The 13,013-nt window shown below is 56.0% G+C and carries 9 protein-coding genes and 1 pseudogene; all 10 read right to left on the bottom strand.

Translation table 11 applies throughout. From position 1 onward, the window contains the following. Positions 1-7 precede the first annotated feature (7 nt). Entirely contained in the window at positions 8-1,894 is a 1,887-nt protein-coding gene (locus tag P0X86_RS04655; RefSeq protein WP_277747891.1) for a DUF2264 domain-containing protein, read from the bottom strand. A 102-nt stretch (positions 1,895-1,996) separates the two neighbouring features. Continuing rightward, entirely contained in the window at positions 1,997-3,133 is a 1,137-nt protein-coding gene (locus P0X86_RS04650; protein ID WP_277747890.1) for a glycoside hydrolase family 88 protein, read from the bottom strand. 18 nt (positions 3,134-3,151) lie between these two features. Then, entirely contained in the window at positions 3,152-5,116 is a 1,965-nt protein-coding gene (locus P0X86_RS04645; protein ID WP_277747889.1) for a heparinase II/III family protein, read from the bottom strand. 62 nt (positions 5,117-5,178) lie between these two features. Next, on the bottom strand, positions 5,179-6,801 hold the full coding sequence (locus P0X86_RS04640) for a response regulator transcription factor (protein ID WP_277747888.1): 1,623 nt from the start codon (positions 6,799-6,801) through the stop codon (positions 5,179-5,181). Further along, the gene (locus tag P0X86_RS33115) at positions 6,794-7,138 is read right to left on the bottom strand and encodes a sensor histidine kinase (protein ID WP_347177549.1); all 345 of its coding nucleotides are present in this window, start codon (positions 7,136-7,138) and stop codon (positions 6,794-6,796) included. The genes P0X86_RS04640 and P0X86_RS33115 overlap by 8 nt, the downstream gene beginning before the upstream one ends. A gap of 136 nt (positions 7,139-7,274) precedes the next feature. Continuing rightward, positions 7,275-8,606, bottom strand: a pseudogene (locus tag P0X86_RS04635) (cache domain-containing sensor histidine kinase); the annotation flags it as partial. Positions 8,607-8,704: 98 nt separating this feature from the next. Continuing rightward, the gene (locus P0X86_RS04630; protein WP_213580272.1) at positions 8,705-10,075 is read right to left on the bottom strand and encodes an ABC transporter substrate-binding protein; all 1,371 of its coding nucleotides are present in this window, start codon (positions 10,073-10,075) and stop codon (positions 8,705-8,707) included. Positions 10,076-10,225: 150 nt separating this feature from the next. Next, on the bottom strand, positions 10,226-11,065 hold the full coding sequence (locus P0X86_RS04625; RefSeq protein ID WP_277747887.1) for a carbohydrate ABC transporter permease: 840 nt from the start codon (positions 11,063-11,065) through the stop codon (positions 10,226-10,228). Between the two features lie 15 nt (positions 11,066-11,080). After that, a complete protein-coding gene (locus P0X86_RS04620) occupies positions 11,081-12,028 on the bottom strand; it encodes a carbohydrate ABC transporter permease (RefSeq protein WP_192569688.1) in 948 nt (315 codons plus the stop codon). 140 nt (positions 12,029-12,168) lie between these two features. Next, positions 12,169-12,783: an alpha/beta hydrolase gene (locus P0X86_RS04615; RefSeq protein WP_076325589.1), complete on the bottom strand. Its 615-nt coding sequence runs from the start codon at positions 12,781-12,783 to the stop codon at positions 12,169-12,171. Positions 12,784-13,013: the final 230 nt, after the last annotated feature.

The raw sequence follows: 13,013 nt of genomic DNA, 5'->3' as shown, positions 1-13,013 counted from the left end.
CTGCCCGTTAGTCCATCGGAATCACGATCACGTTTCCCGTCTGCGTGGTGATTGTAATTTGATGCTGCAAAATCTCGACGCCCAGCCTTTCATTCACGTCTTCCATGGAAGGCTCCTCAATGGCGGGAGTGCCGGGAGCGCTGGGGGTGCCATGCACGGCCGCGATGAGCCAATGGGTCCCGGGTTCAAGCGCCGCCCTCAATGTAGGAATGACAGTGCGGGGATGCAAAAGGTTCGTATTAGCATGAGGATAGATGAGCTCTGCCGTATCGTAACCGAGCATGCCATAAATAGCACTCGTGCCGAAAGTGCCGGAAGCCGATGCTGCCTCTTCTCCCGCCATGGAGCTGTTCAGAGATCCCAAGCCTAAAGCAAACCCGCCTTCTGCAGCATCAAGCATTCTCGCCGTGCTGATCCGATGGATGCGAATATGCCATGGCAGCCCTGCCGCTATCCAGGTCCTTACCTCGACGTCTCTCCACGGCTTCCATTTCGCATACAGCACATGCTCCTGAATCCGGGCCTCCTCGCATAAGCGCTTGACCCGGAACAGCCGATCGCCTTCGCTAAGCGCCAGCATGGAATCAAAAGCCCCTTGGGCCAGTCCCCATTCCGCCCTCGGCACGCTGAACGCAAAGGCGGTAGAGTAGACGAACTTCTCATACTTGGCGGAAGTATGCGTATGCTCGTTGGTAGACGGGTGGCCCGTATTGAACGCAGCCACATGGCCGGTGTTCGGCTCGCGGCAAAGCACCAGATGTGCAGGCTCCTGCACCGAAATACGTCCTGTCTCCGCCAGCTCCTGCTCCTCGGCCGTCCAGAAAGGATCCCCATCCGGCAAAGCCAGGATCAGGAACGTCTTCAGCGACCAGTACACCGAGCCGGCCGCGTTATAGTTCTCCGACATGATTCGGTTCGGGTAAGCGTAGCCCACCGTCAACACGCCGTCCCGGTCGAATATAGGCTGCTGAAACCACCATCTGAGATTTCTAAGGACCAGTCCCTTCAGCTGGCCCGGACTAAACCCGTCCAGCCCGGCATAAGCCGCAGCCGACCAGAAGGCCGACTGCGCAAAGCGGTACGTCAAGCTGCGTCCGTAAGGAACGGCCGACCCGTCGGGAGCAAACCAGTGGATGAAATCGCGAGCGAACAACGCTGCCCGCTCCCTGTAGCGCCCGGCGCGTTCCGGATCCTCGTCTCCCATCAGCTGCGCATAGATCAAGCCATAGAAATGAAAAGCATACGGCACGTAATAATCACAGTGCCCCCCGATCCCGTCGCTATACCAGCCTGCATCCAGATAAAATTCCTCAATGCGCCGGAGATTGTTCTCCAGCTGCCCGGCATCGTATGGTAAGCCTGCTTTGCGGAAACCAACGTTGACCAATACATGGAAGAACAGCCAATTGCAATCATAGCAAGGATGATGGTTGATTTGATCGAGCCACTGATAGAGGTTGGCCTTCTCCTTCTCGCTCAGCGGCTGCCAGATGCGGTCCGGAATCAGGGCAAAGGCCAATCCGAATACCGCCATCTCCACCAGCCGTTGATCATAGTCGTTCACCTGCCCCCAGTACTCCGCATGCTCCGGATCCGTCCCTGCGCGAATCCCTTGCAGGCACAGCTCCCACAGCCCGTCATGGGAGCCGCCGGCAACGGCGGGAACGAGCCCCCACAAGACGCGAGAGAAACCTTCCATCTCCGCAATATCGGCATAGGCATCGGCGCCCGAACGCTCAAGGATTAAGCGTGCGCGCCCCTCGCTGTAGCATTTGCTTAAAGGCTCCAGCAGCTGCGAGAGCGCCTCCTGCACGTCCCGTCTTGTTCTCAGCGGATTCCGGGCAACCGGATGGATCAAGCCTACCTTGGGATTCCCAGTAACCTGTATGCTCATCTAACATTCTCACTCCATTCCCGGAATGCTTCTTCTAATTTCCATATCCTCTTCCTTGCTTTACTTCCACTATTTCCTTCCCGAGCGCCGCTTCAATCTCCGTTATTCCCAGTAAAACGGCCCCTTCCCTCTCAGCCGCGCCAGCCCTTCCACAAAGAAAAAGTCGCCGTAAATCAGGGGCACGTCGATATTCTTGCCCTCCGGATAATGGCTGGTTCCGTGGAGTATCAAGCCTTCCTCCCCGTCGTTGTCCCATGTGCCGTAATTCCGGTACAGCGATTCCAGAATCCGGACCGCTGATGTCCGGTATACGGCATCCTGTCCCGGCCTCACCTTGTCAGCCAGCAGCAGCAGCCCGCTGGCGGCGCAGGCACCGGCGGACGAATCCCGGTAGATGCGGGCCTCGTCCGGCGCGCGGAAGTCCCAGAACGGCACATGGTCTTCCGGCAGATTCGCCAGAAAGAAATGCGCCACCGTTTTGGCCGTATCGAGGTAGAACGACTTGCCCGTATGATGGTAGGCAAGCGTCAAGCCGTAAATCGCCCACGCCGTTCCCCTGGACCAGGCGGATTCTGGCGCAAAGCCCTGCCCGCCGATCCCTTCCAGGCGCTCACCGGTAACCGGATCGTATCGTACGATGTGATAGACGGAACCGTCCGGCCGGACGAAGTCGCGGACCACCGTATCCATATGCGCTTCGGCCATATGCCGGTAGCGGGGATCGCCGCTGATCTGCGACGCCAGGAACAACAGGGGCGTATTCATGGCGCAATCGATGATGGCGAGACCCGCGTTATCCTCCCCTTCCGACCACGGATTCCAGGCTCGGATATACTGTCCCTTCAGGTTGAAGCGTGCAGCCAGGTAGTTGGCTGCTTTGAGCGCGCGCACCTTGGACTCTTCGCTGGCGGTTAGCTTGTAGGAAGCCATGCTAGTCAGCGTCCACATGAAGCCGAGATCATGGTCCAGACGCACATATTGGTTCAATACGTCATCCAAAATGAGCTCGCACTGCTCGGCGGTTGCTCTAAGCTCCGCCACCCCGCTATCGTTGTACAGTAGCCACAGCAGGCCCGGCCAGAAGCCGGCCGTCCACCAATGCGGCGGCTCCAGCTGGTAGACGCCATTCTGGCTGGCATGCGGAAACCTCGCGCCGATCCGCGCTACGTTCCGCCGCGTCTTCGCAAGCGATTTTTCCCATGCCTCCGTCAACCAATCCAAAGCGACCTCCGTTTTCATTCCTCTCCACTCCTCTGTTCATATGAATTGAAACCTGAAATCGATATCCGCATGCAAGCCAAGGGCCTTCACTTTAAAATCCACGGCATACCAAGCCGCTTCCTTGCCGAAGTGATCACGGAAAACATGGCGTGTCAGCTCAGGCTCCACAAGGTCGTTATCATAGTGGATCAGCAGGCCGGACCTGTCGTCCACGGAAAAGGCAGGGTCCGGCTTTGTATCCTGTACCTTAGGCTGCTCCCCGGTCCCTTCTTCAGCTGCAATCGGCTCCTTCTTCTTTTCTAAGGCCTGAACGACTTCCGGTCCTTCTGCCTCTGCTTGCTCATAAGTACCCGGTGCCCGCAGCCTAACAGCCCGCCGGCCATCGATCAGTACCAGCTCGGGCCGTATCCTGGTGACGATCCGCTCCACCAGACTCTGCGGGGGCGAACCGAACGTAAACCGGTCGCTCAGCGTCAGTTCCGGCCGCTTCCGATTTTTGTTCCATTCCAGCGTCCTCGTGAATGACTGTAGAGCAGGAGCCCGGTAGGCCGAGGTCAGCTCAAGCGCAAGCCGATCCACGGCTTCACCCGTCACCGCTTCCCATACAACCGCGGCGCTATCCGGGCCCTCTTGCTGAACATGGCCGTCGATGATCGGTACGGAGTGGCCTTGGGACCCGTTGCAATCATAGTCATATCGTCCTTCGCCGAAATACTCCGCCGTGTACTCGCCGCAGCCGAGATCCGAGCACCAGGCTTCTCCGGCGCCATACAGAATAAAATGCCCAAGATCATTATGGTTGTGCGGCTCGCCGTTGCTGCCGCCCTTGGCGGCAAACGCGTAAACTTCGCCCCCATGGAAGCTGCGGGAGATCAGCCATTGGGCATCGGGCAAATAATAACTTGCCTCTTCCCAATCGCCCCCCGCCAGCAAGGGGTTCCGCCAGATCAGGTTGCGCAAAGCCGGAGCCCAGCGGCTGCAATGGTCGTCGCGGTAGCCCGACCGGAGAGACTGCGGCGGAGACTCAAAGTCTGCGTACAATGCGGACAGATAATGAGACAAGCCGATATGTACCGTGCTTTCCGGCTGCGAATCGGAGAAGTTGACGACGGCCTTTCCTCCCAAAAAGCCCTGCTGCTGAAACAAGGCGATGCGGCCGACCTTCTCCACACGGAACCAATCCATCTCGCCCCGGGTACGCTTGCGCAGCAAATCGGCATAATACACGAAATACCCGAACCCATAATTCCAATATCCCAGCCCTTCCAGACAGGCTCCATCGGGGCCGAAGCCCTGCAGGTAATAGTCCATGCACCGCTCCGTCTTCAGCAGAACCTTCACAAGAGATTCCCCGCTTTCCATAAGCAGCAGCGCCGCGGAGCCGATGGAACCGGCACAGACGGCAGACCAATTATGTGTCGCCGTCTCCCAGCCGTGCTCACGGCTTAGGAAAGGAATGAAGAGCCGTGCTTCAACCTCTTCTCCGATTCTCGAGATCAGCAGCGAAGGCAGACGGTCCCGCAGCAGCACGCGGATTTCGCTGAGGGTAAACCCGGTCTCGGCGCTGAACAGATCAATCGTCTCCTTGATGCAGCCGGGCGATTCCACGTTCACATGCGCCGGCAAACACCAGGTATACTCATCGCAGATGGACCAGATCATCTCTTGGAGAGCCGTCCGGTACGCTTCCTTATCCGGCTCAAGAAGGGTCAGCAGGGCAAAGGTATTCAGCCGGCGCCGACGGTCGAAATACACCTTCTCATAATCCAGCCTCGTTCCCTGCCGGGCAAACCGGGTGAATAAGTCATACGTCAGCGGCGGGTTCGGGACAGACAGAAGCCGCTCCCCTTCCTCGCGAATCTCGGATATGTCCTGCTCGTAATCTTCGCTTTGCCGGATCCCTTCCCAGAAGGAACTCTGGTCCCCGCTTTGGTAATACAGCCGCAGATCGGCGGGAGCCATCCCGTTCACGATCGTTGTCAGCTCTTGTATCCTGTTCATCGGACTAGGACCCTCCTCCTTCCCATTTCAACGCCTGTTGGTGACGCCGGTTAGACATCCTTTCAACCGTTCCGGAACTCTACGGGGGTTACCCCCGCATACGCTTTGAATGTTTTGCTGAAATAACTTACATTGTCGTAAGCCAGACTTTCGCAGATTTCCCCGACCGTGCGGTCCGTCTGCCGCAGCAGCTCCTTGGCGCGCTCCATCTTCATGCGGGTGACGTATTCGATGAAGGTCACGCCGGTTTCTTTTTTGAACATCCGGCTGAAATAGCTCGGATTCAGGTGCAGGCAGCCCGCAACGTCATCCAGCGTGATCCTCTGGTCAAGCCGAAGGGACACGTATTTGCAGGCCTCCGCCACTTCCGATCGTCTGCTGCCCCCGAATCCCCGGTCCATAGCCTGCATGGTGGATTCCAAATAATCGTGAAGCCAGGATTTCAGCTCGTTCAGAGAATCCATGTCCATGATCTCTTTGTGAAGCGCATCGGCCGTATAGGCGGGTGACAGCGAATGCAGTAGATGAAGCCTCAGCTTCAGATCCAGCAGGAGCTTCAATACCCAGTCCTTGACCGATTCCGGTGCGTACCGCTTCTCTTGAATCCATGAGATCCACCGATCGACCGCGTCGCGCACCGCGCATAAGCCCTCTTTTCCGAGCAGCGATTCCCGCAGCTCCGAACTGGCCCGGTCATAATAAGCAAAGAGATCAGGATCCCCATTAAGACTTTTCTGTTCAAGCGCTCCGTTCAGTTTGGATATCTCCTGCGGCTCCAGATAGAATCGTTGATGCCGGCAGGCCAGCAGTTCATTGAGCCCTGCCTTTAAGCCCTCCGGCTCCGCGCACCCCCAGCCGATCAGGAACGACATGCGGATTCGCAGCACGCGCTCGAGCGTCCGCTGCACCTCCTTCAGGCAGGCGGCGGCCTCATCGTATATGTTGCTGCCCAAGCCGGGTCGATACGCGAACAGGAGCAGCGAAGACTTTGCATCATATAGGACATGCACCGCATCCGGATTCAGTTGATCCAGCACCTCCCGCAGCACGTTGCCCAGGGCAAAATGCAGCGTCTGGTTGGAAGCGAAGCGGTGCTTGATCTCCCGGACATCCTCCAGATGTCCGACCACGGGCAGGCAGTGATAACCCGGCTTCAGCACGCCGTATTCCGACAGCTCATGCCGCCATGTTTCGGGGGACAGGAGGGGCTGATGGATGAAGTTCTTGAGGCTCTGCTCCTTCCGCAGCTCCTTGGATTCGTCCACCAGATGGATCATCCGCGACCGCTCCCAGCCCTTCTGGGCTTCCTCGTCCATCGCCTGCTTGAACCGCCTCAGCAGCTGGGCCAGCTCCTCGGGGTCGAGCGTATCCTTCAGCAGATAATCCTGCACGTTCAGGCGCATGGCCTGCTGGGCATATTGGAATTCGTTGTGGCAGGACAGAATGGCGATCCGCACATCGGCCTTCACTTCTTTGATGCGTGCGGACAGCTCAAGCCCGTTCATTTTGGGCATGCCGATATCCGTAATCAGAATGTCCGGGGGCGAAGATCTCGCCTTCTCCCAAGCACTCATTCCGTTCTCATAGCTTCCCATCAGGTTCAAACCCAGCTCATTCCACGAGATGGCCTCCGACAACAGCTCAATGACCGGATAATCATCATCCACCAGCATCACGTTATACATCCGCATTCCCTCTTTCCGGTATATACATCTCGATCACCGTTCCTTGGCCAGGCTCGCTGTAGACGTGGCATTGAAAAGCCTCGCCGAACACCATGCTCATCCGTTCCATCACATTTTGCAGACCGATATGGGAGAAGCTGCCTCCGCTTGCCTCCTCCTGCATCGAGGATCCGGCGGATCCGCCCTGGATTCTCCGGACAATCGACTCCCTCATCGCAGCATCCATGCCGATGCCGTCGTCCTTCACGGCCAACACAAGATGCCTGCCCTTCATGTCGGCTGCAATCCGAATCGTCCCTGCCTGCTGGTTGAGCCCATGGATTAATGCATTCTCCACGATCGGCTGCAGAAAAAAAGCGCGGTACTTTGAAGAGAAAAGCCTCCGGCGCGATATCCAACTCCAGCCGGACCTCCTCCTTCTGCCGAAGGTTCATCAGGGCGACGTAATGCGAGATCAGGTCGATTTCTTCGTGAAGCGCAATCTCGTCCTCTTCGCGGCTGATCGTCATGCGGAGCAGCACGGACAGGGAGCCGATCATCTTGGCGCTTTCGGGATCGCCCCGTTTCATGACCTTCATCCGGATCGAATTCAGGACATTGAACAGGAAATGGGGATGGATCTGGGCTTGGAGCATTCGGAGCTCCGCTTTTCGTTTTCTCGCCTGGTTCTCGGATATTTCCGAGATCATGGCTTTGAACCGGTCCAGCATGTCGTCGAATAAATGCCCCAGCCGTCCAACCTCATCATTGCCATGAACATTCGACCTCACTTCCAGGTTTCCGCGCTGCACGGAGGTTGCCACTTTGCCGAGCTTGACTAACGGCTTGGTAAACGCGCGGACAAGCGCAATGAGCAGCAGCAGAAAGATCAGAAAGAAGCACATCTGAAACCAGAACACCCGGTTGAAAATCGAGTTGATATTGACGATCGCATCCTTGTACGGCTGCATCAGCACCAGGCGCCACCCGGCAAACGGGATGTCCTGGTGTACCATCAGCTGCTTCTCCCCCTTCACCGGCACGATCGAATACGGCTTTTCTTGATCCAAGTCATCGAGATATGCAAAGGTCGTTCCGATCTGGCTCTGATGACTGCCGGAAACGATGGTTCCCTTGGCATCCAGCAGCACCATATCGTTGCCTTCCGAAAGGGAGTTGAAGATCCCGCTGATCTGATCCTCCATGAATGTCACGATCACGTAACCGTAAATTTCGGAATCCGGCAGCCGGAGCGTGCGCACCACCGATAATTGCGTCGGATGATCGATCTGGTCCGAGCGAAACATCGTGGCCTCCGGCTCCGTCCACAGGGATTCCAAGCCTTGCAGCTCCGAAATTTGGCCAAACCAGGGGCGCTGCCTGTAATCGAGCGGATTGTAATCGCTTACGGAATAATTCATGTAATAGGAGCCGTTCTCCAGAATGACGGTGACATAGCTTTTCTCGCCGACGACCGTCAAGCTGTCCAGATGCTCCAGCACCCGGTTGGATTCCATGAACCTGCGATAAGGATCGGGGTCTTCGTTGCCGGATACCACCTGCTTGAAATAGGAATTCAAACCGGAATTCATCTGGATATAGTTGGCGATATTGATTTTGCTTAAGAGCAGATTCGTCACCGATCCGCGGACCAGCTGAAGGGCATCGCTTGCGTTGGATACCGCCTGCTGCCTCAAGGCTTCCTTCGTTAACGAATTATACAGAATCAAGCTGACGATGGCGGGAACCACGATGCAGGTGACGGCAGCCAATATCAGCTTATGCCTGATGGAGCTGGGAATCAGGCTCTTCAATCGTGCGGGCATAGGATCCACCTCGGGTATGGCGTGACGGGAATAATGTACGCGAATTCAAAAAAAGGGACGAAGAGTTTCGTCCCGATTTTTTTGTCTATTATACCAGATCATTTTTTGTTGGATTCTATAATTTTGTTCACTCGCTCCTGCGAATTCGCGATGGTCTGGTCAATATCCTGATTGCCCAGTATCAGCTTCTCGTATTCCTCGTTCACCGCCTCGTACACTTCCGCCTGATAAGGCGCCGGCGGCACGATGGCCGAGGCCTTCGAGGCAACCAATGTGTCCACGAGCGATTTTTTGTCTACCTTCTCCGGACTCTTCGTGCCCGCCAGAATGGTGTCGATGATCTCCTCCACCTGCTCGGTCTTCACCTGCTGCCAGGCCGGAATGTTCTTGCCCTGCACGATCTGCCCTTCCGTTGTATACCAGCGGACGAATTGATAAGCCTCTTCCTTATGCTTCGACTTGGCCGCCACCGCCACGTAATCCGTGGTTACCGGCGTAAGTCCCGTCGGATCGCCTGCCTCGTTTTTCGGGAATGGGGCTACGGCGACATTGAAGTCCAGCGGCACTTTATCCGTTCCGCCGATCTCCGTGTTCATCCAGCTGCCGATCGTGATCATGCTCGCGGATTGATTGAAGAATTGGGTCCGGTAGTTCAGCTTCTGGGAGATCATGTCCGTGTAAGGTACCGAGGATTGGTCCTCCTTCTCCATCCGCACGCGCAGCTCCAGCGTCTGCCTGAAGGTCGGGTTATCCAGATTGGAAGAGCCGTCGGCCTTCAAATAGTCGGTATCCTGAGGCTGATTGGCCATCATCAGCTTCAGAAATTCCAGCCATCCGCCCCCTTGCGGACCATGGAAGTACGTCCCGTAGCGCTTCGACGCTCCTTCGCCCTGGGTCAATTTTTTGGCATAGTCCGCATATTCGTCCCAGGTCCAGTCCGTCGGAACCGGCAGCCCCGCTTCCTCCAGGTGATCCTTGTTCAGCAGCACATACCAGGGGTTGAACTTGCCGGGCAGCGCATAGACCTTGCCGTCGAGGCGGGTATCCACTTTATAATCCGTTTCCACGCTGTAACCGTCCTTCGCGATAAAGTCGTCCAGCGGCTCGGCCATGCCGAGCGCCACCCGCTGCGCATAACCCGCCGGATCGCTGAACATCAGAATGTCCATCTGGGCCGAGGATGCCGCCTCCAGGTCAAGCTTCTTGAACGCCTCCTGCGTATCCCCCTTCTCGCTGAGCTGGACCAGCTCAATGGTCACGCCCGGGGTTGCCTCTTCATAGGCTTGGATCGTTTTCTTCCAATTGTAAGCTTCCTCCGTGCCATAGGTGTACAGCCTCAGATTGGTCTTGCCCCCGCCTTGCGCGGAATCACCTTGCGCCGCATTCTCTTTCGCTCCGCCGCAGCCGGACAGCAAGCCGATCACCATCGCGGCCGTGAGAACGCCTGACCACCATTTCTTGTTCATCATTGTCTATAACCCTCCCCATTGATATCGGTATGTAAGGTCGTGACGATTCTAGCTGTGACTATTCACATTATATAGAGCGCTTACATCTTAACCATAAAACAATCTTTACTGATGTTGGAACTATTTTTACCCCGTTCATTCCCGAGGTCCCTAGCCCTTGACCCCACCCAGCGCAATGCCTTCGATGACGCTCTTCTGGCCGATGATAAAAACGATCAGCAGCGGGAATATCGCCGACACGGCAGCCGCCATGATCAGGGAATAGAATTCTCCGCTCAAGGAGGTGAATTTCTGCATCGCCAGCGGAATCGTGAACAGCCCGTCCGTCCGCAGGAAGATGAGCGGATTCTGATAATCGTTCCACGTCCAGATGAACCGCAGGATCGCATACGTGGCAACAGCGGGCTTTACCAGCGGCAGCGCAATCGACCAGAAGATCCGCGGGTGGTTCGCGCCGTCGATTTTGGCGGATTCGATGAATTCCTGATGCACCCCCATGAAGAATTGCCTTAGCATGAACGTTCCGAGCACGCTGAAGCTTCCCAGCATAATGAGGCCGAAGTGGTTGTCGAACAGCCCGATGTTGCGGTACAGAATAAACTGCGGGATCAGGATGGCCTGGCCCGGGATCATGTAGGTCACCAGCACGATGATGAACAGCCAATTGCCGGCGGCAAACCGGATTTTGGAGAAGCCGTAGGCCGCCAGGGCGGATACCATGGCCGAGATGATCGTGGTCAGTATGCTGACCTTGACCGAGTTCCAATAATAGAGGTAGAAGGGATAATCCCCGAACCATACCTCCCTGTAATTCTGAATCGCGTTCCACTCCCGCGGAATCCATTGAATCGGATATACGAATACGTCACGCTCCACCTTAAAGGATGTCACCAGCATCCAGATAAAAGGAAGGAGAAACAGAATGCTCACCGCGAACATCGCGATCGTGACGATAAGCTTGCGCCAGTCGACGCCGACTCTTGTCCCCATATAGCACCCTCCCTCTTAGTAGTTGACCCACTTCTTCTGAGCGGCCCACTGCCCCAGCGTAATCAGCATAACGAAGCCGAACAGAACCGCGGCAATGGACGATGCGTAACCGACCTTCAGGTTGACGAATGCCGTATCGTACAAATACCACACCATCATGGTCGTCGAGCCGATCGGTCCCCCTTGCGTCATGACAGCAATGATGTCAAAGACCTTGAACGTGGAGATGATCCCCGTCACCAGCAGGAAAAATGACGTCGGCGACAGCAGGGGCAGCGTAATGCGCCTGAACTTGGTCCAGCCGTTGGCTCCATCGATGTCCGCCGCCTCGTACAGATCCTTCGGAATGGATTGCAGGCCGGCGATATAAATAATCAGATTGAAGCCGATGGAGATCCAGATCGATATCAGCATGATGGAAATCAGCGCGAAATTGGGATCCGCGATCCACTTGGGCGGATTGGACATCCCGAGCGTCCGGAGTATTTCGTTGATCGGACCGTAGGACGGCTGGAACAGCACCTGCCATACGACGGCCACCGCCACGATGTTGGATATGTAGGGCATGAAGTAAGCCACTTTAAAATAGCCCTTCATATAGACAAACCGGTCGATCAAAATGGCCAGCGTCATCGAGATCATCATGTAGACCGGAACCGTCAGGAGAAACAAGACGTTGTTGCGTACCGACTTGATAAACATGTCATCCTCCAGCAGCTGGCGGAAATTCTGAAACCCGACCCACTGGATGCCGTCCCAGCCCTGCACGAAATTCCAATCGGCAAAACCCAGCACGAGCGTAGCCAATATCGGGAACAGTACCAAAATAATAACGCCGATCAGCATCGGGCTTACGAATGCGATCCCCCATAGGTTCTCTCCCCGCTGCAAGGATCCCCTGGACTTGTCCTGCCGTGTCGGCTGGGCGCCAGGCTTCTTCATCGTCTCCATTGTCTGTGCCATGTCGGACCCCCTCGATTCTTATTCGATGGGTTAAGTATAAAAAAAATACCGCCAACGTATTGACGGTATTTTGATCATATTCGCTTTCATTTTTACTTGATTAGACAGGGAACGCATCATGGATCTTGGCATGCCCGGTATTACAGGAACTTCTCCTTAAACCAGGCAGCGGCCATCCCGACCTCTGCACGGCTGAGCTGATGTCCCCCGTTCTCCCAATGCAGCTTCACGTCCGCGCCTGCCCCGCTCAATAGTTCGTTCAGATCCTCGCTCTCCTGCGGCGTGCACATCGGATCGCGCCGACCGGCCGCGATGAAGACCGGAACGCCGGTCAAATCCGGCAAGGTTTTATCCCGCAGCGGAACCATCGGATGGTGGAGGATGGCCCCTTGCAGCGCGTCCCCTTCGTGGAACAGCAGGCTGGCGGCAATATTGGCGCCGTTTGAATACCCGACGGCCACGATGCGGCTGCGGTCAAAATCGTACTCGGCGGCTGCCCAGTTCAGAAATTCATTCAGATCATGCGTGCGTTTCACGAGATCCTCTAGATCAAACACCCCTTCGGCCAGACGCCGGAAAAATCTCGGCATGCCGTTCTCCAGCACGTTCCCGCGGACGCCGAGCACATTCGACGTGGGCGAGATCATCTCGGCCAGCGGCAGCAAATCCTCCTCGTTCCCCCCGGTGCCGTGCAGCAATAGCAAGGTTGGTGCCTCCGGAGAGGTTCCCTGGCGGTAAATATGCGTATGTTCCATATGTTTATAGTCTCCCTTCGATTGGTGATATGCTTCAATTTCGAATCCGTTTGACACCATTAATGTTCGTTAGAATGCCCTGGAATAGCTCAATAGGACCAAAGTCTGCCCTGAAAAATCACATCATAAACTAGGCGGCGATCCCATCATAGGCTGCCCTAAAATCAAGCCTAAATATCTTAAATTTAAGATTCTTTAAATACATCATACCATGGATTTTGAAAAATGCA

Origin of the sequence: Paenibacillus sp. BR1-192, from assembly GCF_029542445.1 — a bacterium.
GTDB classification, from domain to species: domain Bacteria; phylum Bacillota; class Bacilli; order Paenibacillales; family Paenibacillaceae; genus Paenibacillus_AQ; species Paenibacillus_AQ lautus_A.
This window is presented reverse-complemented; position numbering and strand designations above follow the sequence as displayed.